The organism is Thalassobacterium sedimentorum (assembly GCF_031127905.1).
Classification (GTDB): Bacteria; Verrucomicrobiota; Verrucomicrobiia; order Opitutales; family Coraliomargaritaceae; genus Thalassobacterium; species Thalassobacterium sedimentorum.
The window spans coordinates 254,471-278,614 of the sequence record NZ_JARXIC010000001.1; the positions used below are offsets into that span (position 1 = coordinate 254,471).

The following is a 24,144-nucleotide window of genomic DNA, read 5'->3' on the forward strand; positions in this document are numbered from 1 at the left end:
CGAAGGCTTCACTCGAGGAGCCCCATCAAATTAAATTCAATCGGTTGAAAATCAGGTATTTGCGAGTATATGCGCGAGCCCTTGCTTAAATTAAAATCTCCCGATTTGATATCCTTGAACAGATTCGAATCTGGTTGCGTTACCAGATTATCTTCAATCGTCAGCAAACCACGAATGTCGGACAAGGTCAGATCATCGTCAAAGGTCCGCAGCCAAATGCGAAGGACCTCATTCCCCTGAACAACAACATTCTTTCGGATGACGTTGTATTTTGGTAACTTGGGCTCATCCTCTAGAATATTAGAAAGTTCAGGATACTTACCGTAGATCTCAGAATCCCAAGGAACCGCGTTTCCCGCCTGCAACTCTACATCATCCCGCCGGGGATCTTCTTTTAAACCAAAAGCATGCGTCGCCCAATGTGAACGATTACTCGGCATCAAACCCCATGTCGTCAAGAGAACCGGTGAATAGGAAACATTGTTCCAATCCCAAACAAAAACATTATTCTCAATTAAGGTATTCCGTCCTCCATTGATCATTACGCCTGTGGGCACCCGCTGAAAAATATTTCCGGAAACTTCAGTGCCTGAAAAGAGATCATCGAGGTAAATGCCATAAACCATATGCGCATGCCCCCCATGCAAAAGTGGGATATCATGAATATAGTTGGAACGAATGCGGTTGCCGCGGGCAGTTAAATCGCGCCCAGCGTAAATGGCACCCATATCCTGAGCCTGATTCACTACATCATAAATTTCATTGTATTCGATGAGATGATCATTCCCCGCAAAAATGATTCCGGCATGTGGACCATCATGTATTTCATTATGTACTATTTTCTGTCCAACTCCACCGATTTGAATGGCTGGCGTATAGGTTTTGCGCACTCGGGCAAATGAATGAATCAAATTGTTTTCTACCCGATGTTTAGACGCTTCCAAAGTCTGACGGTCCCCGCCTGTGACGATGACAGCGCCCGCCGATAGGTTACGTAGAGTGCTGTCACGAAGCACATGCTCCGCGCCCCCATTGATCACAACCGCGGTGCCGCCCAAATTCTGAAAGGTGCAGCGAGTGATCCGACACCCCTGACCTCCTTGAATTGACATACCTGAACGACGTGATAACTCCATCTGAAACGAATCGAATTCGATATGGCTCGCTTCCTCGAGTTCGATCAGATTTTCGCCGAGAACTGATAATTGAATCAATGCATCCTCGTTATCATCTGGCGGGTAGAGATAGAGAATCCCCGTGTTTCGATCTAGATACCATTCCCCGGGCTGGTCCAATTCTTCCAGAAGATTGTAGACATAAAAGCGTTGTCCAGCCCGAACCCCATAAGCGGATGGTTGCCATGAGTTCAACACCCCACTTTGAGGATCGACTGACTTCAACTGAACACTTTGGTCTGACCAATCCCAATACCAAAAACCATACAACCGAGCATCCTCCGCATCCTGCCAACGCTTCGCCCGATCCCCTTCCACACGGATGGAGAACCCCACAGGAGGGTCTTCACGGTCCTCTGGTTCCACGTAGCTCCCTCCGTCAGAACCTTTCATATCATCCATCCAATTCCGAATCACCGTTCCATTTCGGATCACTTCGTCAATACGTGCAAAGCCTTCTTCCTGATTCGGCCACCGTGCAGATGTCTGAGCGATTCCGTTATAATACAGTTCCGGGGCAGCAATCCCCGTCTTCCACTCAGTGTGAACATTTAAGAACGACATACTGTGGCCGTATAAAGGCATCTCCGGCAGGTGCTCAAAACCAATTGCTCTCAAATCAATCGACAAGACCTGATCACGGGCTCCCACTGGAATACGCCCTAGAACCTGAGCATCCTCCACTGGCTTCAAGTCACTCAGCTGAATACCAACGCCTCCCGTCAAAATGGTTCCACCATTTGGATCTCCCTTCCAGATTACCGTAGCACCCTTGCGCCCCGAATCAACCGAACCAAACTTCAAGGATGTTTCCAAGTGGTAGATTCCTGCAGCCACATGTATCCGATATGACTCGGTTTCGCTTTGCTCGGCTAGCATCTCACGCACAGCTTCCTGTGCACGTTGCAGACTAGCAAATGGCCGTTCAACACTCCCATCATCACTATCATCTCCATTTGGAGAGACATAAATTGATGCACCTGATAAGACAGCGCCCAAACTAAAGTAGATCAAGGCAACAAGAAGACTACGTTCTCTGAGTAATTTAAGGAATAGATTCATCGGGATAACGGCGATCAAACCGAGACAAATCGGTTTGTCTCAGTGTCAATCCACAGACTTAAGTAAGTTACATAATAGGCAACAATAATAAATACATTGATGCGTCATTTAAAGTTACAATAAATCCTACAAACACAATCACGCACAGTCCATCAGTTTAGGCGCGACCATGAGTGTGATTCGATCCGAAGGAAGATTCAACGCACGATAGATCAGCCGATCCACACTAGTGCAAATGATCTCCTGAAAACATAGGTCGATGAGCACTGGACGAGGCACTAACCCGCCGACATAGTGCTGAGTCGCTCCAGCCACAACGAGATACACCAGTCCATCCTGCAGTAAGTGCTCTCGACAAAGTGCATGGTGCAACTCAAGAGCATAATCTTCCAAAGTCAGGAACACGCCCACAGGCCCTGCACTCGTAGCTGCCATTTGCCTCACTGCGGCAGCGACTTCCGCAATCTGCTCAAATACGCTTAAGGGACTCGGCCACATCCGCTCCGCACGCCCATGCGACATCATCTTAGCAAAGGAGACCGTTGAAAAACCTTGATCCTGAGCGCGATCCAAGAAGGCTCGTCCTCGAACTAACAGAGCTTCATGAAAGTCATGATTGGCTGACACCGCAACAAACTGGCGACAGCCCAATTCCGCCAATGCATGATACGCCATCGCGCCTACCGCCACATCATTTGTTGTTGCATGATCCACTGTATCCACCGGGTGCCCAGGGGTAAACAGTTGGACACAGGGCAGAATTTCCGCTAGACGGGCAATTGCCTCACGTTGCGAGTCCAGACGCTCAGCCACCATTAGAATAGCACCATCCATTTGACAACTGTGCACACAATGCGGGATATCCTTAACACTAGACATCTGATCCAAAAGTAAATTCAATTGACGCGCGCGACAGGCCATTTGCAGCTTATCAATGACCGAGATCATAATGGGCTCCTGCAGCAAGTGAGAAGTCGCCCCGATAATAATCAGCGCGATGGTTCCATTTTCGAGCTGAGGAGTGCGCCCCAGTTTCGGCTTTGGCCCAGGACGCCTCAACGAAGGGACATAACCGACCCGCTCCATAGCACGCCGCACACGCTCCTTCGTATCAACCTCAACCAAGAAACTTCCATTAATCACTCGAGACACGGTTGCTCTCGAAACCTTCGCAATTCGAGCGACATCTTCAATGCGGACCTTTTCCATAAATCAACCAAACATCCATTTACATTATTCCACAATGTAAAATCAATCTCCTAGCGAATCGCATCAACCTAAGACATCCGCCCCCTAACGCCCCAGGTTGACGATTAAATAGAGACTAAGCAGGACACCCGCAGCTCCAAGGATGACGTATCCCTGCCCAACCCAATCAGACCTAGTCCACTTCCGAAACTCCCAGTTGGTCCCTGGAAACAATCGCTTATCATCCTGCAAAGATGGCTCTAAACGAACGGCTTCGACAAGACGCGCGTCTTCAACAGGATCCCCACTCGCTGGCGTCCGCAAACGGGCATAAAAGAAATCCAATGACTCCTTCGGCTCCGAACGGGTGAAAATGGAAACAAGAATCAAGAGGCCAAAGGGAACCAATAAGCGAAAAATAGCCGTCAGTGTTTCATTAAAAGCAAAACTATTCGCAGTCAGATCCACTCCCAACCAGCTGAGGACGACCAACTCCACCTTCAACATGCCACGCCCCGAGCTAATACCGTTGCCATCCGTAGTTAGCCCCCCCTGCCAGAAAATGCTACGCGGCTCGACATAATCACTCTTTTCAAACTTCTGCCCAAGCTCGAGAGATTCGGGAGCACTCCCATTCACCTCCCCCCGAGCCTGCAAGGTCTCCCAAAGCAAGATTTCTTCCTCACGATTTTGCACATCAAACTCCTTAGCCGTATACGTACGCTCCACCTCATAGCCATTGGTCTCCATCGCTAGATACTCACTGCTACGAACTGAAGGAATCATCGGCAAGAAGACTGGCAGCAACAGGGTAAAGACCGTCGTAACACAGATGGATACCCAAGCAGCCACCCGACTGGCTCTACGCCAAACCATCCCCATCCAGAAGCAAGCCGCAATAACCGAATTGAAGGTCAGCATAAAGATGAACAAAGTAAATACATCATCCAACAGAAGAGCGATCACTAAGCCACCAACGATATAAAGCACACAGAACAGACGCCCCATCATAATGTAGTGCCCATCACTTCTTCCGGGGAATAATGGCTTATAGAAATTGTTCGTAAGCAATGACGAACTCGTCAGCATAAGGGCATCCGCAGTCGACATCAAAGCAGCCATCAAACAAGCAATCATTAGACCGACCAATCCCACCGGCAAAAGATCTCTCGTCGCCATCCCCCAAACCATATCCGGGTCAGTCACTTCCTGACCGTAGAGTAAGAGTGTCATCATGGCCAAAAAGCCCCAAATCACCGAGCAATATCGCTTAATAAAGATACCTGTTAAAAAGCCGATACGAGCAGTTTCATCATCCTTCGCCGATCCAGCCGCAGTCATTTGATTCGCCTGCACCCCTGTATTCACCAAAAAAAGTAGCCCGAAAGCCAAAATATAATACCAAGTAAATTGCGGTAAATTCGGAGAACCCAGGACCTCAAAAAAAGCCTCCGGTAAATTCTGATGCAATGCATGGAAGGTCCCCATGAACCCTTCATAGCCAAAGAGCGTATTAATCTTCGACATCGCAAAAGGGATCAACATTAGCGTCAAAATTATTATAAAGATCCCCTGAATCATATCCGTAACAAAGGCAGCCTCCAAACCACCCGAAACAGCGTACAGCAAAATAATGACAGCTAAAGCAAGCGTCAGATACGTTCGATTGATGTAACTGAAAGTCGCTTGTGGTCTAAGCTCAGACAGTGTTTTCAAGCGATCAGTTTCGACTTCGGATAATAAACGAAAATCCTTATCCTTCAGCACTTGCCACTCTTGAGCCAAGGCCTGTTCTTCCAACTCGTACTGAGTCAGGGCTTCCGCGGGTTTTTGAGCGATCGCCGCTATAGTCTTACTCATAGCAGTGAAGCCAGCTGCGGCCACGATCATAAACATGATTGTTTGGATCACTGCATAAAAACCGGCCATCCGCTTCGATCCATAACGCTCGGTAAAAAACTCAGCTAAGCTAAGGTAACGCAAGCGACGATACCACATCGTAGTCATCCAAAAGAGCGGCATTCCGATGACACCACTAATCAGCCCCATCCCAATACCGGCAGCACCATTGGTACTGACCATTGTTGTTGTGGTAACCGCAGACTCAGCACTCGTGCCCTGACCGAAGGCTGCAAAAGTCTGAATGCCCTTACCAAATTTACGCCCTGCTAGGAAATAATCCTCCGAGCTATTGATTCGTTTCATCGCACGAAAACCAATCCATAAAACGACAGCGAAGTATGCAATGATAACTACGATGTCAATGAGTGGCAGACCAAAAATAGTGTAGCTAGACATGAAATAATTCCAAGGTAGAGGGGGTACCGTGTGTGACTAGGTGGTAATCAAATCAAGATTGAACACCGAGGAACAAGCGGCGAGCAAATCTACGTGCGACTGGATTCGTTTGCACCCGATTGAGTAAACTCACTTGGCAAATCCGCCAAACTCCAAGACCATCCGGCCGCTCTGCAGCCACAGGCACCGCCCTCCAAGGACGCCCCCAGCCACCATCACCGCTCTCCAGCACAGGTTGCCAATCGGGATCCAACTCCATTACAGTCGTAAGCAATGGAGTCACATAGCCACACGACTCATCGTACCAAAACTTAAAGTCAACGTCGGAAAAGTCGGCAACAATCTCCGCCGCAGTCCCACATGAGGCGAAGTGCCTCGGCCCCATTCCCGCTTTAGTAATGGAAACCTCACTTTGCCCAATTTCGTACTGCCCAGGCGACATCGAAAGGTAAACCGCAGTAGCTCCAGCTTGAACCGCCTGCATAATGCGCGCCGACTGACAGTCGCCCAGAGACTCAGTAGTCACCAAAATGGCATCAGCCTCCTCAAGGGAATCCTCAGGGTAAACCTGTAAGCCGAGCGATTCAACAAAGTCATTCCACTGAGAGTCATCACTAAAAACGCAGACGGACTTAGCCGCCTCCACTTCACGCGGAAATACACCGATTTGCAAATCACAATCGTGGACCGCCTGACCGCTGGCATCAACCAACACAGCAGACACTTGAACCGAACCGACACAGTCAACATTTGGCAGAGTAACCATAATCTGCCCCTGCGCATCAGGCGCACAGCGACGGATCGTCGCCGCTTGCTGTCCGCTCGCCAGTATCGTTCCATCATAAGCAACCTGATACATCAGCGTTGCACCATCCAAATCCTCATTAGTGTCATTGGAGACCCACAAATCAACCGGAATCTCCTCGTCACAAAAACCAGTCATACGATCCGCGCGCAGAGAAACAATGACCGGAGACAACAAATCACGGTAAGTAAACCAGGATTTTTTAGGGATACGATTAACATCCATAATCGTCTTCATCCATCCCGCTGGCCAGGCATCAATGAAGAGGTGAATGGCAAATGTATTCATCCCATCCATTCGACGAAATGAAGCGGTCATTAACTGATTAACCCAATCCTGATGCTGCTGACTCGCATCAATCCATTCGGCAACCGTCTCAGGAGTTGAATACCAAAGCCAGTGAAAATTCATAGTCTGCGCCTGAGGAATACCACCTGGATTCCAGACCTTATTTAAGGCAGTTGCACCCCAATCCTCTGGATAAAACTGACTCATCACCTCAAAGGAGTCCAAGCCTTCAGCACCAAATTCACCGCAACCGAAGTGCCAGCCCTCTTTAACAGGCAACCAATAACCGGCATGCAAGCGCCCTAGGTCGATTCCATGCCCTAAATACCAACCACAGTAGCAATGATTATCCGGCATACCCAGCTTGGCAGGAGGATCGTAATCGCCATCCACACATTTAATCACACGATCCGGATTCTCCCGACGCACAGCGCCGGTCGCCATTTCGAAAAACAACTGCATGTCTTCCCGGTCGATAAATCGGTGCGGTCGCCCACGGCCATTAGGCATCGGTTCGTTGATAAACGAAACTAGTATATTCGAAGGATGCGAACGGACCAACTTCTCCATAGCACCCGCTTGGCGCACACACTCCCAAAATTGGTTTTTCCGGATGGAAGCAAATAGCGGCAGATCAGTCTGAAGCATCATCCCCAGACGATCGCAGTAGTCATAGACCTCTTGCTGCACGGGATGCTGTGTCAAGCGCAAGAAATTCATATTGGTTAGCCGCGCCAACAAAATATCATCCGCCAACTGATCGTAATCCCCCCGGAACACACACATGTCAATGTTCCCCATGGTATTCGCGCCTCGCAGCCGGATTTCTTCGCCATTGAGATAAAACTTCCCCTTCGGATTCGATTCTTCGCTTTGAACAAAAGTGCGCATTCCGAATTGACGTACACTGGAGTCCAATACCACCCCCTGCTCGTCCAGCAATTCCAGTTGCGCTTGATACAACCATGGTGAATCCGGATGCCATAACTTCGCATTCTCGATAGGCACCGTAAATGAGAAATAATTTTTCCCACTCCCAACGAGCAACGGCGATTCACTGGGCAATTCTTTATCCAAATCACCAAAACCACCCTCAGGCACCGTCGTTGGATAATACAAATAACCCGAACACACCTTCGCTTCAAAATTCTGCCCCCAGATACCAAGCCGCAGACTCACCACCTCTTCGTGCCCCTCACCTGCGTTGCTCACCTCAACACAGATTTCCACAGAGTCCAATTCGGAACTAGGGCGAACAAACAAATCGGTAATCGCAATAATAGAGCGTCCTTCCAAATAGAAAGGCTGCCAAATTCCCATACCAGGAGGGCAATGATGCCATCCAGTTTGGGGATCATCGTAGCCCAAACCAGTGGCGGCATAGACTTTATCACCATCAGCCTGCCCCTCTTCAAAGGCCTGCCCCAACATGGTGAAATCATTGTCGACCTGTACCAAGAGCACATTCCCCACGGCCTTCAATACCCCATGAACATCGAACTCAAAAGGCTCAAAGATCCCCTCATGCCCCCCTAGGCAAACTCCGTTTAAATAAACGAGGCAACTATAGTCCACAGCCTTAAAGCAAAGAAAATGCGAAGGCAATCCATACAACTCCTCTGGCGCATCAAACTCTACACGGTACAAGGTCGAAGCTTTCCCCAATGGGGGCCCATAATGCGGGATTTGCACAGTTTCCCAGTCCCCAGCACCTTGTTCAGCAGCAGCAAAGTCTGCAACGTCCTCAGCTGTCTTCACCCGCCAGTCGCAAGACTCAAACACGTGCTGACAACGCAACCCAGGCAACTTTGGAGCTAAATCCTGCATAAATGGCTGGGTACGCTCGCGCTCAGTCTCCAAAGCAGCCAAGAGCTCATCATGAGTGGTCATTTTACGCACCCGAGGAATCTCAACAGGCGCACCGCTCAAATTCAAACGACGCAGATTTGGCATCGGGGCGTTCGGCTGATAGAGCCCTTCCCGCGGAGCGAGGGCAGATCCTGTAGCGATATCGGCAAATATATCTCTTTTTTTAAGCATTGTGGGTAATCATCTAGAATTAGTGGACATGTGCGTAGCGACAGCGCGCGCCCAGCACTAGCCCACAAAAAATAATATGCAGCAAATAACTCAGACAATGTTCATAAAATCAATCAAATACTCACAACATTATAATCTACATTCATAAACATCACATACCACAAAGAATACATGCCCTCCCACAAATACACATCAAAACAACCATAAAACACGATTTAACTACAAAAGACATTCAATCATAAAGACTATAAATGTAACATTAATGTCTTACTTATTCCACTTGACGGTTACCAAAAAACAACCTTACAACTACTCAAACAACAAGCATTGCACACCTGCAAGCATGACTGATGACCGATCTATTTCCCCAATGAACCCCAAGGACTTTCACTGTAACGCCGCATTTACACTGATTGAATTACTCTGCGTTATCGCCGTCATTGCGATTCTCTCGGCCATCCTCATCCCTACAGCAGGAAGAATCCGGGAATCTGCGAATGCGACCAAATGCGTCAGCAATCTTCGAACTATTGGACAAACCATCGGGCTCATCGTAGCTGAGAACGGCGATTACCCTCCCGCCGTTGCAAGCAGCTATTCAGCAATATCTCAATCAGGCGCCATTGCAAAAAAAGCAGGCTACGGCACCGACAAGTTCCCCCGGGAAGCATACGAGAAATCGGATGCGAATCACATATTCAACTGCCCCAGCTCAGAGGCAACTAACTCATATCGCGATTACGCCCTTAACGCTATTGTTATGGGCTGGCAAGCTAGCTCCTACAACCCGCTATATAAACCAATTAACCCCATCAACATCCCAGACCTCCCCGATACAATTTTGGTTACCGACAACGCAGCTGACAATCTAGTCCCACAAACACGTCAATATTTTGACATAAACATCTGGCCTTACACTGAGAACATAGGTGCGCGCCACAATGGAAAAGCCAATATTCTCTTTGCAGACTATCATGTCGCAGCAGTCGACCCAGCAACAATCGAACCAGAGCAGATTGACCCCAAGCTTCAGTAGCTTGCAGCCACTGCACAGGCCTCACCTACCATACGACGCGCCAATGAATAGGCTCTGGGCCCGCCCTTATCAGCAACTCTGCATACTCGGAATAATCTATTTGCCTGAGCCATCCATCGCCCCAGGCCGCACAATTCCACTGGACAACCCGAATCACGCATCCTGGGTTCATGGCACTTACAACGCGACAGGCCAGCACCCCTCGCACTAATCGCTCTCATCAAGAACGCGAGGGGCAATCAAAGTAGTAACCGAACGCTCATTCATTTGACCAATACGAACCACTAAGCGACTCAAAGCGCCTTCCAAAACCTCCCCCAGACAGGTATCCACAAGTATCGGACGAGGCTGCAGCGAGTCCACGTAAGCAGGAGTCACTCCAGCCACGACCATTTCGCCACGACCATCATCAAAAAGTCCAGCCTCCGAAAGGGCTCGATAAAAGGCACCGGCATCCTTATCCAGAGAAAAGAAATAACCGACTGCCCCCTTCGACTTCAACTTAGCACAAACTCGAACAGCAGCCTCATGGGAATCCATCACATGCACATTGCCTGGCCAGAGCCCTTCCTTAGCAAACTCAGTATGACTGGCACTGATCACAGCCGATGGATGCTTCGCCAATAAACAACGGTCCAAAAAGGCACGCCCACGCACCACTTGAGCCTCATGAAAGCAATTTGAACCATCCACGAGGACAAAGGAATCACAACCGCGCTCAACCAGCTCTTTGTAAGCCAATGCGCCCACTGCTACATCATTAACCGTTACATGGTCCATGAGCGGAAAGGGATGACTCGGCCCGAAAACATGCACACAGGGAATGCGAGCGGACAACAACCTCAAGGCATCACGTTGCGCCCCCACCGCCAAGCCGAACGGCATCAAAATAACCCCCTCAACTTGGCCACTCCCTACACAATGAGGCAGCTCATGTGGATCACTGGTCTGCTCTAAAACCAAATTGATACGACGTGCGCGGCAAACACGCTGCAAATCTTCAATCAAATAGGCCATCGTCGGCTCTGTGAACATCCCTCCAGCTCCCCCCAGAAGCACCAAGCCTACGGACTTCAAAGACTGCTGCTGTGGCGTCATGTTGCGAGGACGCGGCCCCGGCCGCAACGCCGGCCGAACATAGCCCAAGCGATCCATCGCTTTATTTATCCGGATAACGGTTTCGTGACGGACCCCACCATGCCCATTCAATACTCGGGAAACCGTTGCACGTGACACGCCTGCTTCATTTGCAATATCCTCAGTGGTCAATTTCATATGAGTTTAAATTGCTACATTGATACATTTCTATGTCAATTGATTAATACGCATATTCAGCCACAAGAAAGCACATTTTCTAAACAATTGCTTCATTGCATCGAATCGCCCCTGTCCCATCAGAAAATAAGCCCTAGCAGCACACATATTACAAGCGAAAACAAAGATACCGAAATGAACCGAGCGACTTAAGAATCAACCTAGAATTTCACGACATTGACAAAACTAATGTAGAATTACAATTTAACGCAGTTGATTCATTATGCCCAAGTAATAATCTGCACGCGCCACCTCATGGTAATACCCCTACACAATCTTCGCGAGTCCTCGAACCGCCCTTTGAATATTTTGAATCGTATTTCAGCAGCCCTATCCAATGACCGCACCACCCAAAGAAAGTATCGACCAAAACGGAGGCTAAGCCTGTTTGCGAGCGTGCGCCACGAACATACGGCCGATTCCGGCGAGCAACTCCGTCATACTTGGTGTTAGCAAAATAAATATAATACTGCTCTTAATGAAAGCTCACATCACAAGGGCCTATCCGACGCTGCAGAGGGTTGTTCTCAAACTTGGTGAATTGATTCCCCAACATCAGGCCGAAAACAACAGCGAGTGAATCGCCATAATGATAGGGCATCGCGCTGCATTAACTCCCCCCGCTCTCAAATGAAGAGCAGACAGTAGCAATAGAGCGCCTCCAAACAATATTCGATAAAAGCAAAAAAAAACTGCCATTTAGGGACATACGAATAGCGACCTTGAGTTGAAATACACATTCACATATAGCATATGAACGAATATAAAAATGCCTCCCCGCGGATCATCGGGGAGGCATGTATGCGATTAAGTTCTCGCCAAGCAGACCTGATTCAAGACAAACCACACTGCTTGATTTATCATATGGCTACTGACGACGGCGCTTCATAAAGATCGCCAACATGCAAGTAAATGAGCCAAAGAGCAAAGCCGTAGAGGACGGCTCAGGAATGATCGAAAAATTATCTAAATAATACTCAGGTTCAGTGTTTGCTGTATTCACGCGAAGACGAAAATAATCGAGGTCAGTAACTGAATTTGCAAATGCGGCATCAGTAACGGTTGCCACAGTCGTCCCACTGGTGCCGTTCCATTCATAAACATTAAAACCATAGGTTTGATTATCGATATCGATATCGACCACCTCGAAGCGATACCAATTCTCATCCTTCATTGCATATTCAACAAGTTGAGTCGAACCGGAACCGTCTGAGTAGCGAAGGTAATGCGTTGAATAGCGAACATCCAGAGCAAAAGCTTCAGTACCATTTGATGAATAAAAAGCAAAATGAGGCTGCGTATTAAGATCCGCACCATAGAAATCCCATGCGACTGTATAACCGCTGCCAGTCAGGCTTGCACCAAGCGAGCCATCCACATCAACCGAGGAAGGATTATTATTTGTTAAACCCGTGCGGTCCGTGAAATAGTTATAGATGGAAGGGGCAATGGATGAGGCATTCCTATCAACCAAAGCAGCCGACTGGCTACCACCAACATCCCAAGGAGAGTTCATATCCGGAGATATGGTGACTCGTTCATTAGTGCCAAAAGCGCTACCGTACCAGCCGTAAGGATTCCCCTGACGCCCGGTTCCGGTGATTTCATTCAAATTGCCCGCCAAAAAAGTAGGAGCAATATTACCAGGAGACAGGTCTTCAAAATCATAAGAGTATGGTAGCGTTTGAGAATTAACCATGCAGGGCAAACCAATGCCGGTTACCAATAAAGCACCCACCTTAAGAGTAAGAGGCGACAGGGATAAGTATTTCTTAGTCATATCAATAATTTATATGGGGAAGATTAATGAGCATACCTTTTCAGTAAAACACCCGCAAAATTACGACATGAATACATTAAGTCAAGTGATTTACTCCACTTCCACTCGACATTAATTATTACATTAAATACATCAAACAAAAGGAATTTCAGCTTCTACAGGAGCGGATCAGCATAAAAAATACTGACATTGTATCAAACCTCATGTCGCATCAATCACATCTCAACAGCTAGTAAACGTTTTGTCACACTTTGACAGCAAGCATCACCACAAGACCCCAGCAGCTCATTGCCCCTCCAATCTTTCTAGAGCACCTGGACGAGTCAGAAACCAGTTAATATGAAAACACTGCTTCCCCTATTTGCGATTAGCACACTACTCCTCTGTTGTAGTCTACAGTATCGAAGTGATCAAGAATCCTGAGAAAGTGGCTCTGATCGTAGGGGACAATTCAGTCACCGACTTTAAGAGTTGGCCCGCCGACTTCGGATCTGGTCCGGGTTCTACTCAAAACACTACCGCTAGACCACCTGATCGCAACAACGCAGCCTGCTTTGTAAATTGAGCCAAGCTTCCATGAAGTATTTTTCCACAATATCATTACTCTGTATGAGTGCCTTTCAACCTGAATTAATCCCAATCGTCGTGATCGTAACTCTCACCATCCGCTAATGACTTTTGTTGACGAGACGAAGATGGTGGACCACAGCTTAATCGAGGTTCCCCCATAACCTTAGATCTCTTTTCGGCCGCAAGTTGCATTTGCTTAAAATCCTTCTATGCTTGCGCAATGATTCATCAAAATTTCACTTTAAATACGGGTCAAATTATACCCGCAGTAGGCTTTGGATGCGCTTTTGGCAACTGGACCGACGAAACAGAAATGCAAGGCTTCCGCCCGGAGCTAGCCTGGCATGGAGTGACCGAAGCTCTCAAGGCCGGCTATCAGCACTTAGACACCGCGCACTGCTACGGCACCGAACGCCACGTCGGCGACATCGTCGGACGCGCCTTGAGCGCAGGCACAGTCCAACGCGAAGACTTGTTTATCACCACCAAACTGGCCCACCCTGCCGCGCCACCTCATGTCGCAATCTCCCATCGCTTAACTTGGAACTGGGGCTCCGTGCCCGACATCCAACAACGCGTGATGGACGACTTTGAAGCCTCCAAAGAAAAGCTCGGCATGGGCTATGTTGACTTACTGCTGATGCACTGGCCAGGCGACTTCGTCAACAAGGACAAAGGCTTCGCCCGCGAAGCACGGCTGGCGATTTGGGAGGTATTCGAATCATTGGTCAAGCGCGGCGACGCGCATGGGATTGGCGTCTGTAACTTTACCGCCGACCACATTGAAGACTTAATCTCGGCCGGACGAACAGTCCCTGCAGTCAATCAGTTTGAGCTTCATCCTTATTGCCAGGATCTGGAACTGGAAGCCTACTGCCAATCTCACAACATATTAGTTGAAGCCTACGCCCCTTTCGCCTCCGGAGCCTATGGCATCTTGAAAGATCCAGTCATCTCTGAAATTGCCCAACAAACCGGACGCTCCACTGGCCAGGTAATCCTGCGTTGGCAATTGCAATGTGGCCGTGTAGTTCTGCCCAAAAGCTCCAACCCGCAACGCATGGCGCACAACCTTCAGTTATTTGACTTTGAACTGGATGACGCACAAATCGCTAAGATCGACGCACTCGCACCCAAGGAAGCCAAACGCAGCACGGTGGATCCAGCGACGATTCCGTAGATCCACAGCACTCCATCCCAAAGCCCAAGCACAATTGGCTCAAAATTCCTGTGAGACTTGAAAGTACCCCGTGGTCAATGCTTTGAGCCTGGATTGCGGGACTGCTCGGTCGTTGAGGAAGTTGACTTCTATCGTCTACGAGTCCCTACAATGCTGAAGATGATGATTCCTGCTAGTAATGTGAACATCGAAGGTTCTGGAACTGCATAGGCGTAGCCAATTGCCCGCAGGTCGAAACCTCCGGTACCGGTGGTGACCCAATTGTCAATAATGCCGTTGCCCTGGCTATCTAAATAAGAGCCATCACCCGGGATATCGATCAATCGCACATATTGAATGTTTTGAAGGTCGAGTGTTCCCGCGATTGCTAACTCATGGTCGCTCAGTTGTTCTAAATCAAAAGGCGTTCCATAGCCTGAAGCATGCTTACCTGCTAAGTTATAAACGTTGGTCATGTCAAAGCCTTGAAAGGCTGAACCAAAGCCGGGGCCATTGGCTTCTGTATTCAGTGAAATACTATCGAAACGTGCAAAATTGATGCCATCACTTGAAACCTCGACGTAAGCTAGTTCGGCAAATAGTCCACCATCGAAAGTGAAGCCGTTTTCAAATACAGCGAAGTCCCAGCCCTCGCCATTTCGGAATCCATCGAAAGCCAAAGTGATGGAGCCAGGAGTGTCACCATTCGCGATTGCTGCGGCATCTAGATCCCCAAGTGAAAGCAAGCTGCTGTTATATTCCCCGAGAGCATTATTGGCATCACCACTACCTGATGAGGTGATGTACACGTCTTCGACGCTCTCTGCCCAACCTACAAAAGCATCGGAACTGCTCGAGATGCCGCCATCAATCGCATGCGTGCTATCCGTCGATGAGGCATAGGGGCCTGCCAGTAGATGATTGCTCGGGGCCAATACTATCGCGGCAAGGAGCGCATGTTTACACCAGGTGACTGGCTTGCTTGTGCTTTTTGACTGCAAGAGATGCAATTTTTTATTCAATAACATTTTATAACTAGGATTTAATTTTGATTGATTTTAGCTCTCTACAAGGATCATGAGCTGACGCAGCTGCGCAGCCATTTATGCTGCAATGAGCGTCATGACATCGGTCACACGGCGCATAGAGTCTCAATAATCAGAGCCGAACAAGTATTTAATGATTCTTGAGAATCATTCTCATCTTGTATTCGAGAAGCTGTTTTCCATTATTAGTATCTGTGCCGCTTTGAAAGTTGCTTCTTGCTTGCTTGGCCAATCGTTTCAGTCCGTTGAGTGAAGTGGCCATTCATTGAAGTCGATCCATTCTACTCTAAGGTAACCTCTGATTGCATTCTGTCGACCGAACAAATTGCACTCCAATGGGATGTCTGTCTGCTGGAACAAGCAAATGAGTGGATGAGGCAAAATGAATTAATTTGCTAGGGAATCTCACCCGCTTGTTGCAGCAGTGGTGAGTGCCGAGCAGGTAGCATTACAGGCCTTGGTTTCTAATTGAATCGACATTCAAGAGTGATCTTCTCTAAGGAATGACTTTAGCCTTTTATATACTGCTATATGACGTTATTTAATTTGTATAGTGAAATACCCCCACAAATGTTATGCCGACTCTTAGTATAAACCTCACCAATTGTTACGGAATTCGGCAACTGAAAGGCTCATTCGATCTCGGTAAGCACGAAGGCCGTGGTGGTGCTTTCTCTATCTACGCAGCGAATGGAGTCATGAAGAGTTCTTTGGCGAGAACCTTCGCTGACCATTCAAAAGGAGAAGAGAGTAAGGATTTGATTTTCCCCTCAAGAGAGACGGTTCGTGATATCCAGTGGGATAACAGCGAACTCGATCCCAAGACTGTTTTTGTCATAAAGCCTTACGTGAAAATTTATGAGTCTGAGACAGTCTCAACTCTTATTGCGAATCCCTCCTTGCAGCAGGAATACGCTATCTCAGTTAAAAGCCTATTGGCTAAAAGGAAGACCCTGACGGGAGAATTGAAACAGCTGTCTGGCATCACTAGCCGAACAGAAACTCCTGATATTGTATTGGCGGCAGATTTAGGGGCAACCGAAGAAGATTTTTCTGAGAAAATCGAAGCACTGCAACAAGGTGACCACACGGTTGCTCACCTAAAAGACGTGAAGTATGCTGAAATATTTAATCCGAAGACTTTAGCGGTTCTAAAACAGAGAGATTTCCAGGCGCAGCTTGAAGAGTATGTCGAACTTTACAATAAGCTGGTCGAAGAATCTCCAATTCTTTGTCGCACCTTTAATCACCAAGGTGCAACAGCAGTTTGCAAAGGGTTAAAAGATGCAGGGTTTTATACTGCTGGACACTTTGTAACATTGAAAGTTGGGGATTCATCCAAAATGATATCAAGCTCTGAAGAGCTTGAGGATATCTTCCAGCAAGAACGGGAAAAGATTCTCTCAGACACATCTCTCAAGAGGCGATTCGATGCAGTTGATAAGGCTCTTGGTAATGCGGACACTAAAAAGCTCAGGGCTTTGATAGAAAGCAACAAAGAGCTACTTGCTGACCTGAATGATTTGGAGGCTCTTAAGAAGAAGTTCTGGTTTGCGTATTTTCAGGAGTGCGAAGAGGAATTGAATGAGTTTCTGCAATCTTCACATGATACGAAGGAGGTGCTTACACGTCTCATAGCATCAGCCAAGGAGGAAGAAACCAAATGGACAAAGGTGATTCAGATATTTAATAGGCGCTTTGATGTCCCCTTCAATATTTCAATTCAGAATCAAGCTGATGTTATACTAAAAGGTGAAAAGCCAGCTAAGTCGTTTTCCTTCGAAGACAGCGAGTCGGCTGATGGTGTTGATGAGAAAACACTGCTTTCAGTGTTAAGCCGAGGGGAAAGGCGTGCACTTTACATTCTCAATCTATTGTTTGAGGTAGAAACTCGGAAAGAGGCGAATCAAGAGACGCTGTTTATTGTGGATGATATTGCAGATTCATTCGACTATCGAAATAAATATGCTATAGTCGAATATCTCCGTGAACTGTCGAAGCGGGATGGGTTTTACCTAATATTCCTAACCCATAACTTCGACTTTCATCGGACCTTAGCCAGTAGGTTAGGACTGTCGTATGATAACCGTCTAGTCGCAACTAGAGGAGCCAATGAGATTGACCTCCAAAGTGAGAAATATCAAAACGATGTCTTTGTGTCTTGGAGGGGCAAGATGGGGGTGAATGAGCGCGTGTTTATTGCGAGTGTTCCATTTGTTCGAAATCTTGCCACATACAGTGGCCATAAGAGTGTGGCGAGGTCATTAACTGAGGTGCTACACATTAAAGCAAATTCTGCCTCTAAAACGTATGCTGACCTAGTCGACGATTTTAGTATAATCCTTCAAAAGGCATTGCCTGAGATAAAGCATGATCGCTCACTTCGCGTTTTAGAGAGAATACAAATTGTTGCGGAGGAAATTGCTACCGAAGCGAAAGACCATATTGAACTGGAAGAAAAAATAATTCTGGCAATAGCTATTCGACTAATGGCAGAAAAATTTATGCTTAGAAGACTGAACGATCCAGAATGGGAGGAGCCTAAAGTAAATCAAACCCGGATCCTGTCCGATAAATTCGCTGACAAATTTACGTCAGAGCAAGCGGTCATCTCAACGCTTGATCAGGTTAATCTCATGACCCCAGAGAATATCCATCTCAACTCCTTCATGTTTGAGCCGATCCTAGATATGTCCTCTAGGCATCTCTATCGATTACACGCAGATATCAAGCAATTGCTGGATGGGCTTGGGGAAGTCGGACAGTTGGATTGACATCCGATGCTACGGTTGCCGCTGCAAGAGAGGTCTGATGATTTGAATGACATCTTTTAAGCTGGGTGCATTCAGGGCATTTTTTCGCAGAAAAGCCTGCCATTGAGTTATTTTCTGTGGGTCTTGAAAGAACTCTGCGGTGAATGCAATGGGCGTGGACAGTGGGAGTGCTGTTTGACGATGTTGGAAGGTATTGTGAATGGCTTGTCGCAGGTTGTCTGGATTGGGCGATAACCGTGAGAGGAGCCAGTAGAGATCGTAGAAATCTTTCATTCGACTATTGGCGAGTGCCAAGCTGACGATCGCTTCCAGTTTTTCTGCGATGACGGTTTCCACAGGATAGGTCATGAGTGGCACTGGAGAAAAATCGAGGATTCCGGGCCATTGACTCGCCTGTGGTGAAGGTGTGACGGTATCCCCGTAGCCGACATCTATTTGAAGGTGGATTTTCATTGTTCCCAGCAGCGCAGTTATTTTAACGCGATTGCCGCCTTCAGATGTTTCGGAACGTATCGGGGTGACTGCACTTGGGAGCCATTTGAGTGTGTCGATCTGTGCGGGCGTGAGTGCGCAGATAGCATCTATAACCTGAGCCAAATGCTCTGGTGGAAGCGCGTGGTAGTCGAGGAAGTCGGCATCTCTTGTGGGACGGTGTAAGTTGTCATTCCAGATGCGAAAGAGTTGAGCTCCTTTTAGCACGAATCGATCTGCGTATTGGCTCTGACTTAGACGCGCAAAAAAGCGAGCGAGGGCGAAGTGTTCGAGCAGGGTGTTGTAGGCTACTTTCGTGCTACGAGCTTCATTTCTCAAACGCTCTTGGATCGATGCGGTGATATTTTTGGGTGCTGGCATTGTGCTTAAACGAGAGCTTCGAGATAGGGTTGTATGACTGAGGTAACTCGCTGGAGTTTTGCAAATTCCAGAATATCGGCGGGTGTTGTGCGGTGTTGCTTGGATGCCAATAGATCCTTGAGTGCTTCCAGGCAGAGTTCGAGGCCAACTCTGCGACGATATTTGAAACAGTCGACGACGGTGCGAGCTGGGTTGGTGATGCGCACATCGATATCGTTGAGAAGGTGAGTCTCTACGCCTATTGAAAAGGCCTCGCTGATGCCAGTCTTGACGACTTCAATTTTGGGGTAGTCGATGCGTGGGGGCACGGCGTTATTGCGAAGTTGAATCCAAACGGAATGTGCTTGGTGCGTGCCGATCTGGTGAAACTGCAGGGAGCTGACTAGCACGATCACAGATTGTGGCACTCGGGCTGCGACTTCTGCGATGCTAAGATGTTCGTCCCATGGTGCTTCGGGGTGACGATAGAGACCGCGGCTAAGCCGTTCTAGCTCACCTTTGGCGACGGCACGACTGATCGCCATGCTGCTGATGCCGTGCTCTCTGATTTCGCTTTCCTTTAGAAGTGAGCGAGAGATCGCGAGTTCGTGGAGACGTTGCTGTTCAGTTGGTGACGGCATATTGTTTCAAAATTAAGTAACATATATAATTCTTACTTAACTATGAAACACACTCAAGTCAGAAAACCTGCACCTATTTTTCCGCTATAAAAGCCTCTGGTGGGCCGAATGGTTTAGTCAGTGGAGCGTGACCTCATTTATCCGCGACGACTCGATACGGGCCATCGGTGCGAATGTAAAGTGTGCTGGCTTCGTTGTCAGCGGCTTTGATTTTGTGGGTGGTCCTGCCAACCGAGCGGACATAGCTGCCGGCTTCAAGTGTGAATGTTTCACCTGAGCTTTGCGTGTAGCTGGGCTCGCCTTGCACGATGACGGCGCCAAAGCGCTTAGCTTCGGTAAGTATGGAGCCGTTGAATCCGGCGGGCAGTCGGAGCATGCTACCATTGAGCTGTCCCGCTTCGGTTTTGCCCCAAAGGACGGCGATGGCGGTTCCGTCCGCTTGGATCCATTTCATGTCGTCTGCCGTAAGCCAGACCAAGTTGTCCTTGTCTATATTAACAGGCCGTTCGCCGCTGTCGAAGGCTTCCTCTTCTGGCTGCACAAGATAGGGTCCCTCCTCGATTTCGATGTAAGCGAGGCTGCCGCTGCCTGCGGCTGCGGTGATGTGCACTTCCCCTTTAGGCTGGGTCCAGAAAGAGCCGGCGGGCATCCACATGTTGGCGGCACCGGGATCGTCGTTGTGTATGACACCTTGAATCACGACTCCGCGGTAGGAGATGTTGTGAATGTGCGGGGGTGACTCGAAGTCCTGTGGCGGCTTGAGAAGAAATCCCGTTGGGCCAGTGCCCTCGCGGTCGCCCCAGAGTGTGCCCGCCTTGGGAGCCAGGTCGCCGCGTTTCGGATTGAGGTGGGTCCACTCGACTTGCGAGGCATGGACGATTTCAACCGTGGAGTCCGCGGGCGTGGCGGCAACTAGTTGAGTGGCCAGTGCGGCCGAGAGTGCGATGAGAGTGAGTTTGGCTTTTATGAATGATAGAGCTGGTGAGTGCAGTGATTTACAAGGATTCCACATGCTTGATTTCGCTTATACGATCTGCGTCATTTCGTGGATCGCGAGATTCTCAAGCGCTCCCTCGGTAATGGAGGCGAATTGCTTAAAGTGTGCGCTCTCGAGGTGTGCCTGCCAGAGCTCACGTGTCTCCCAGTTTTCGAACATGAAAAAATGCGCAGGATCCTGATTGTCCTGGTGTAGGTCGTAGTTGATACAGCCGTTTTCCTTACGGCTCGGCGCGACGACTTTTTCGAGTTCAGACTTAACCAGATCGATGCAATCGGCCTTGGCTATAATGGTGGCGGTGATGGTGAGTTTTGTCATAATGTGTTTTAGTGGTTCGATAGTATTGTTTCGATGGCGTCGACGAGTGCGTTGACCTTGGTCTTGTTCAGGGCGTCGGGGTGTGGTTGCGCGAAGCGCTTACGGTCGTTGTCGTAGTATTGACCGGAGGCCGCAGCAAATTCATTCGACAAGGCAGCGCGCACAAGAATGTCGGCACCGATGCGCAGGTCTCCGCCCGCGACACCGAAACCCTCTTTGACCATCTTGCTGCCGAGCAAGGAGGCGGGGTTTACCGCAACGACCACCGGGCCGTCAGGATGGGCTTGCGCCAAGTGACGGGTCCACATGGTGATCGCCAGTTTGCTTTGCGCGTAGGCGGCCATATCATCGAGCCGATGCTGACCGGCGAGGGCTTGCAAATCCACTGGCGACTGCGCGGCGGAGGAGAGATTGACCACGCGCCCGGACTGGCCGAGCAAGGGCAGGAGCTGCTGCGTTAAATGATAAGGCGCGATGGCGTTGACGACGAAGCGCACATCGAGCCCTGCGGGTGTGAATGGGCTGGGAGTTTTGTAAACGCCGGCGTTGTTGATCAAGACATCCAGTTGCGTGTGCTTTTCATTAATGGACTGGGCCATTGTATCAACTTCTTCAATACTAGAAAAGTCGGCGACGTAAGACTCGACCTGCGACTGTGTCCCCAGCGTAGTGGCGACTTTAGCCAGTTTTTCAGGGTTGCGGCCATGTAGGAGGAGCGTATGCCCTTGGCTGGCCAGCAGCTTGGCGGTTTCGAGGCCGATGCCGTCGGTGGCTCCGGTGATGAGAATGGTTTTATGCATCGCGTGTTTGGTTTATGAGTGGAACTGCGGCAAGAGCACGTCGGCCAATTGCTGCAGTGTCTGTTCGATCGGAGTCTGATTGAAGCGCAGGTTGAGCGCGACGTGATTGATGCCTGCGGCTTCCAAGGCTTGTAGATGTTCAATCAGATAGCGCACACCGGTTTGTAAGCCGAGATGAATGGGACGCGGCGCGGCATCGGGATCGTCGAGCAGATCGACGTAGAGCGACTGCATGACGGGCTGCGGTGAGCGGCCGGCGTCGATCACGCGGTCGTTCCAGTTGCGGATCAGCTGCGCCTGTGTGGCCGGTGGACGCGGATACAGCATCCAACCATCCCCGTGCGCTGCAGCCCACTCTGGTGCCTGTTGACTCCCTCCGGTGATGAGCAGCGGTAGTTGTCCGCCGACCGGTTTGGGCAGCATGTCCATGCCACGGCCCGGTTGCCCGTAGGCATTTGCAAACTCCGGCGCGGTTTCGCTCATGCGGCGAATATAGTCGAAGCTTTCACGAAAGCGAGCGCCCCGGTTTTCAAAGGGCAAGTTGAGGGCCGGATATTCGTCGGGACGATCGCCGGAAGCGACGCCGAGAAGGAGGCGTCCCCCCGAGAGCACATCCGCAGTCGCGGCGGCCTTGGCCACATGAGCCGGATGCCGCAGCGGCAAGACGACGCTGGCCACGCCGAGCGCGATGCGTTCGGTCTGCCCCGCGAGCAGGCCGAGATAAACGAAGGGATCGAAGAGCTGACCAGCATCGCCGAAGGACGGCACGTTGAAGGGCACATCGCGCAACCAGACCGCGGCAAAGCCCAAGCGCTCCACGAGTTGCACCCGCTCCAGATGCTGCGCCATGGTCGGCACCGGATTGTTGCGGTTGGCCTCAATCGGCACGACCAGTCCAAGACTCAACTTGCCGGGACGGAACACGGAGTTGTAAGCGCGGTTGATGGAGCTGTAGGCGGGGCTGACTGGTGGTGTTGGCATGGTGTGCGGATGGTTGGCGGGTTTCGAATTAATTCTCGATGACGACCTTGCCCATGGCTTTGCCGCTTTCGAGACGGGCGTGGGCCTCGCCGGCTTGTTCGAGCGTGAAGTTTGTTGCATCGAGCACCGGCTTGAGAGCGCCGGCTTCGGCGATCTCGGTGAGGGCGCGCAGGATGGCTCCGTGCTGTTCGCGCTTATGATTGTGCAACATCGGGATGAGCATGAAGACGACATGGAGCGAGAGGCCCTTGAAGTGCGCAGCGCTGAGGTCGAGCTCGCAGAGCGTCACAGTGGTGGCGATCTGTCCGTTGAGTGCTGCGGCCTCGAAGGAGTTGAGTAGATTGGCTCCGCCCACGCTGTCAAAGACGAGATCAAACCCGGTGCCGTCGGTGTGTTTGGCAACATAGTCGGCCACGGTCTCGGTCTTGTAGTTGATGGGAGTCGCGCCGAGCTGCTCGATGAGTGCGGTCTGGGCATCGCCACCGCCGGTCGAGTAAACCGCTGCGCCCCAGTGATTGGCCAATTGAATCGCGATGTGACCGACGCCACCCGAGCCGCCGTGCACGAGGACCTTTTGTCCGGCTGCAATCTGCGCGCGCTGGAGACCTTCGTAGGCAGTGATCCCGACCAGCGGCAAGGCTGCGGCTTCGCGCATGGATAGGTTCTTCGCTTTGTGTGCGATCAACTGGCTGTCCGCCACGATGTATTCCGCCAGCGTGCCCGGCAGGTCCGCGAGACCGCCCGCGCAGCCATAAACTTCGTCGCCCACGGCATAGTCTGTGACGCCTGCGCCGACCGCTTCGACCGTGCCGGCAAAGTCCATTCCGAGGATGGCCGAGGTTACCGGCGAGAGCGGGAGTTCTTCGCCCATATTGCGGATCATGGTGTCGACCGTGTTGACACTGGAGGCGGCGATTTTGACGAGGACGTGCCCCGCCTTGAGGGCAGGTGTTTCGATTTCGGCGGCTTCAAAGACTGAGTCGGCGCCATAGGCATTGAGTTGCATTGCTTTCATAATAAGTTCCTTTTCTTTATTCAGTT

General features: G+C 49.7%; 17 protein-coding genes. 3 read left to right on the forward strand and 14 right to left on the reverse strand.

What is annotated here, in order from left to right; genetic code table 11:
* Positions 1-8: 8 nt before the first annotated feature.
* The 4 genes from QEH59_RS00865 to QEH59_RS00880 form a co-directional block, all read right to left on the reverse strand.
* Positions 9-2,237: a right-handed parallel beta-helix repeat-containing protein gene (locus QEH59_RS00865; RefSeq protein ID WP_308983466.1), complete on the reverse strand. Its 2,229-nt coding sequence runs from the start codon at positions 2,235-2,237 to the stop codon at positions 9-11.
* 138 nt (positions 2,238-2,375) lie between these two features.
* Positions 2,376-3,446: a LacI family DNA-binding transcriptional regulator gene (locus tag QEH59_RS00870; protein ID WP_308983467.1), complete on the reverse strand. Its 1,071-nt coding sequence runs from the start codon at positions 3,444-3,446 to the stop codon at positions 2,376-2,378.
* Between the two features lie 84 nt (positions 3,447-3,530).
* Positions 3,531-5,723, reverse strand: coding sequence for a sodium:solute symporter family protein (locus QEH59_RS00875; RefSeq protein WP_308983468.1), 2,193 nt, complete (start codon positions 5,721-5,723; stop codon positions 3,531-3,533).
* A gap of 52 nt (positions 5,724-5,775) precedes the next feature.
* Positions 5,776-8,856, reverse strand: a complete 3,081-nt coding sequence (locus tag QEH59_RS00880) for a glycosyl hydrolase 2 galactose-binding domain-containing protein (RefSeq protein WP_308983469.1) — start codon at positions 8,854-8,856, stop codon at positions 5,776-5,778.
* Positions 8,857-9,118: 262 nt separating this feature from the next.
* On the opposite strand from QEH59_RS00880, the gene QEH59_RS00885 reads away from it, so the two are divergent.
* Positions 9,119-9,892 (forward strand): prepilin-type N-terminal cleavage/methylation domain-containing protein, encoded by a 774-nt coding sequence (locus QEH59_RS00885; RefSeq protein WP_308983470.1) that lies wholly within the window; start codon positions 9,119-9,121, stop codon positions 9,890-9,892.
* A gap of 207 nt (positions 9,893-10,099) precedes the next feature.
* On the opposite strand, the gene QEH59_RS00890 is transcribed toward QEH59_RS00885, so the two are convergent.
* Both QEH59_RS00890 and QEH59_RS00895 read right to left on the reverse strand, forming a co-directional pair.
* A complete protein-coding gene (locus tag QEH59_RS00890; RefSeq protein ID WP_308983471.1) occupies positions 10,100-11,167 on the reverse strand; it encodes a LacI family DNA-binding transcriptional regulator in 1,068 nt (355 codons plus the stop codon).
* Positions 11,168-12,074: 907 nt separating this feature from the next.
* The gene (locus QEH59_RS00895) at positions 12,075-12,986 is read right to left on the reverse strand and encodes a PEP-CTERM sorting domain-containing protein (protein ID WP_308983472.1); all 912 of its coding nucleotides are present in this window, start codon (positions 12,984-12,986) and stop codon (positions 12,075-12,077) included.
* A 790-nt stretch (positions 12,987-13,776) separates the two neighbouring features.
* Between QEH59_RS00895 and QEH59_RS00900 the strand changes: the two genes are divergently transcribed.
* The gene (locus tag QEH59_RS00900; RefSeq protein ID WP_308983473.1) at positions 13,777-14,736 is read left to right on the forward strand and encodes an aldo/keto reductase family protein; all 960 of its coding nucleotides are present in this window, start codon (positions 13,777-13,779) and stop codon (positions 14,734-14,736) included.
* Positions 14,737-14,864: 128 nt separating this feature from the next.
* On the opposite strand, the gene QEH59_RS00905 is transcribed toward QEH59_RS00900, so the two are convergent.
* A complete protein-coding gene (locus QEH59_RS00905) occupies positions 14,865-15,743 on the reverse strand; it encodes a hypothetical protein (RefSeq protein WP_308983474.1) in 879 nt (292 codons plus the stop codon).
* Between the two features lie 593 nt (positions 15,744-16,336).
* Here QEH59_RS00905 and QEH59_RS00910 point away from each other — a divergent pair.
* Entirely contained in the window at positions 16,337-18,535 is a 2,199-nt protein-coding gene (locus QEH59_RS00910; protein WP_308983475.1) for a hypothetical protein, read from the forward strand.
* A 9-nt stretch (positions 18,536-18,544) separates the two neighbouring features.
* On the opposite strand, the gene QEH59_RS00915 is transcribed toward QEH59_RS00910, so the two are convergent.
* The 7 genes from QEH59_RS00915 to QEH59_RS00945 form a co-directional block, all read right to left on the reverse strand.
* Positions 18,545-19,387 (reverse strand): nucleotidyl transferase AbiEii/AbiGii toxin family protein, encoded by an 843-nt coding sequence (locus QEH59_RS00915; protein WP_308983476.1) that lies wholly within the window; start codon positions 19,385-19,387, stop codon positions 18,545-18,547.
* A gap of 5 nt (positions 19,388-19,392) precedes the next feature.
* Positions 19,393-20,007 carry a type IV toxin-antitoxin system AbiEi family antitoxin domain-containing protein gene (locus tag QEH59_RS00920; protein WP_308983477.1) on the reverse strand — a complete coding sequence of 205 codons (615 nt, stop codon included), beginning with the start codon at positions 20,005-20,007 and terminating at the stop codon, positions 19,393-19,395.
* 133 nt (positions 20,008-20,140) lie between these two features.
* Positions 20,141-21,019 (reverse strand): DUF4437 domain-containing protein, encoded by an 879-nt coding sequence (locus tag QEH59_RS00925; RefSeq protein WP_308983478.1) that lies wholly within the window; start codon positions 21,017-21,019, stop codon positions 20,141-20,143.
* A 12-nt stretch (positions 21,020-21,031) separates the two neighbouring features.
* Complete coding sequence (locus tag QEH59_RS00930; protein ID WP_308983479.1) at positions 21,032-21,322, reverse strand: putative quinol monooxygenase; 291 nt, start codon at positions 21,320-21,322, stop codon at positions 21,032-21,034.
* Between the two features lie 8 nt (positions 21,323-21,330).
* Positions 21,331-22,122, reverse strand: coding sequence for an SDR family NAD(P)-dependent oxidoreductase (locus tag QEH59_RS00935; RefSeq protein WP_308983480.1), 792 nt, complete (start codon positions 22,120-22,122; stop codon positions 21,331-21,333).
* A 12-nt stretch (positions 22,123-22,134) separates the two neighbouring features.
* Positions 22,135-23,103: an LLM class oxidoreductase gene (locus QEH59_RS00940; protein WP_308983481.1), complete on the reverse strand. Its 969-nt coding sequence runs from the start codon at positions 23,101-23,103 to the stop codon at positions 22,135-22,137.
* Positions 23,104-23,131: 28 nt separating this feature from the next.
* Entirely contained in the window at positions 23,132-24,118 is a 987-nt protein-coding gene (locus QEH59_RS00945) for a zinc-dependent alcohol dehydrogenase family protein (RefSeq protein WP_308983482.1), read from the reverse strand.
* Positions 24,119-24,144 lie beyond the last annotated feature (26 nt).

Coding starts and splice junctions, on each gene's coding strand:
- QEH59_RS00865 (WP_308983466.1), bottom strand. CDS start 2,237: ATGAATCTATTCCTTAAATTACTCAGAGAACGTAGTCTTCTTGTTGCC.
- QEH59_RS00875 (WP_308983468.1), bottom strand. CDS start 5,723: ATGTCTAGCTACACTATTTTTGGTCTGCCACTCATTGACATCGTAGTT.
- QEH59_RS00920 (WP_308983477.1), bottom strand. CDS start 20,007: ATGCCGTCACCAACTGAACAGCAACGTCTCCACGAACTCGCGATCTCT.
- QEH59_RS00925 (WP_308983478.1), bottom strand. CDS start 21,019: ATGTGGAATCCTTGTAAATCACTGCACTCACCAGCTCTATCATTCATA.
- QEH59_RS00940 (WP_308983481.1), bottom strand. CDS start 23,103: ATGCCAACACCACCAGTCAGCCCCGCCTACAGCTCCATCAACCGCGCT.
- QEH59_RS00935 (WP_308983480.1), bottom strand. CDS start 22,122: ATGCATAAAACCATTCTCATCACCGGAGCCACCGACGGCATCGGCCTC.
- QEH59_RS00900 (WP_308983473.1), top strand. CDS start 13,777: ATGATTCATCAAAATTTCACTTTAAATACGGGTCAAATTATACCCGCA.
- QEH59_RS00945 (WP_308983482.1), bottom strand. CDS start 24,118: ATGAAAGCAATGCAACTCAATGCCTATGGCGCCGACTCAGTCTTTGAA.
- QEH59_RS00880 (WP_308983469.1), bottom strand. CDS start 8,856: ATGCTTAAAAAAAGAGATATATTTGCCGATATCGCTACAGGATCTGCC.
- QEH59_RS00930 (WP_308983479.1), bottom strand. CDS start 21,322: ATGACAAAACTCACCATCACCGCCACCATTATAGCCAAGGCCGATTGC.
- QEH59_RS00915 (WP_308983476.1), bottom strand. CDS start 19,387: ATGCCAGCACCCAAAAATATCACCGCATCGATCCAAGAGCGTTTGAGA.
- QEH59_RS00870 (WP_308983467.1), bottom strand. CDS start 3,446: ATGGAAAAGGTCCGCATTGAAGATGTCGCTCGAATTGCGAAGGTTTCG.
- QEH59_RS00895 (WP_308983472.1), bottom strand. CDS start 12,986: ATGACTAAGAAATACTTATCCCTGTCGCCTCTTACTCTTAAGGTGGGT.
- QEH59_RS00910 (WP_308983475.1), top strand. CDS start 16,337: ATGCCGACTCTTAGTATAAACCTCACCAATTGTTACGGAATTCGGCAA.
- QEH59_RS00890 (WP_308983471.1), bottom strand. CDS start 11,167: ATGAAATTGACCACTGAGGATATTGCAAATGAAGCAGGCGTGTCACGT.
- QEH59_RS00905 (WP_308983474.1), bottom strand. CDS start 15,743: ATGTTATTGAATAAAAAATTGCATCTCTTGCAGTCAAAAAGCACAAGC.
- QEH59_RS00885 (WP_308983470.1), top strand. CDS start 9,119: ATGTCTTACTTATTCCACTTGACGGTTACCAAAAAACAACCTTACAAC.